This is a genomic window from Kitasatospora sp. NPDC054768, assembly GCF_053612025.1.
In genome coordinates this window covers 1-1,018 of the sequence record NZ_JBSHBN010000290.1, presented here as the reverse complement: position 1 = coordinate 1,018, position 1,018 = coordinate 1, and the positions used below count along the sequence as shown (strand labels likewise).

Below are 1,018 nucleotides of genomic sequence, written 5' to 3'. Positions count from 1 at the left end.
AAGGCCACCGCGCACGCGGTCGACCGGGAGCGGCTGACCGCCGAGGAGCGCACCGGGCTGCTGGCCCGGATCTCCGGGGCGCCGGGGCGGTGGAGAGCGCCCCGGAGCGCCCGGCCGCGGCCGGGCCGGCGCCCGAGCGTCCGGCGGTGGCGCCGACGCCCAGGGCCCCGAAGAAGTCGGCCGCGGGCAAGCGGGAGGACGGCCTCGGCGACTTCGCCGACATCGAGGAGATCCTCCGCAAGCGCGGCATCTGAACGGGAGGACCGGCCGGTCAGGCGGAGGGGACGGCCTCCGCCGACCGCTGCCGCGCCCGGTAGGCGGCGACGTGCAGCCGGTTGCCGCAGGTGCGGCTGTCGCAGTAGCGCCGCGAGCGGTTCCGGGAGAGGTCCACGAAGACCCGCGCGCAGTCCGGCGCCTCGCAGCGGCGCAGCCGCTCCCGCTCGCCCGCCATGAGGATGAGGGCCAGCGCCATGCCCAGCTCGGCCGCCAGGTGGTCGTCGAGGGCGGCGTGCGGCGCGAAGTAGTGGATGTGCCAGTCGTGGTCGTCGTGGTTGGTCAGCCGGGGCGTCGTCCCGGCGGCCGCGACGATGGAGTTGACCAGCTCCGCGGCCTGCGCGGTGGACTCCGTCGCGAACACCTCGCGCAGCCGGGTGCGCAGCTCGTGCACCCGCCGGAGGTCGTCCTCGGTCAGCGAGTCGATCTCGCTGATCTCCCGGCGGACCACGAAGGCGTCCAGCGCGGCGACGTCCGGCAGCCGCTCGGCGCCGCACACCTCGGGTGCGGTGTTGAGCAGCTCCACGAGGAGGCTCAGCGCGCACTCGGTGTCATGGGTGATCAGCACGTTGGGGGCTCCTCGCGCAGGGGACTCCGATACCCCGCGTCCACGGTTACCCCAGACCATACCGGGCCTTGTGCCGGTAGGGCGGCGCCTTCTTTCGAAGATGCGTGCGCAGTCCGACAAGGCGTCCGAAACCGGGCGCCGCCGGGGCCGGCCGGCCCCCGAACCGGCCCCCGAGGG

2 protein-coding genes are annotated in these 1,018 nt (G+C 75.1%); one reads left to right on the top strand and one right to left on the bottom strand.

What is annotated here, in order from left to right; translation table 11 throughout:
* Positions 1–89 precede the first annotated feature (89 nt).
* Complete coding sequence (locus ACWGKU_RS40245; protein ID WP_452191811.1) at positions 90–254, top strand: hypothetical protein; 165 nt, start codon at positions 90–92, stop codon at positions 252–254.
* A gap of 17 nt (positions 255–271) precedes the next feature.
* On the opposite strand, the gene ACWGKU_RS40240 is transcribed toward ACWGKU_RS40245, so the two are convergent.
* The gene (locus ACWGKU_RS40240) at positions 272–841 is read right to left on the bottom strand and encodes a CGNR zinc finger domain-containing protein (protein WP_401053637.1); all 570 of its coding nucleotides are present in this window, start codon (positions 839–841) and stop codon (positions 272–274) included.
* Between the last annotated feature and the right edge of the window lie 177 nt (positions 842–1,018).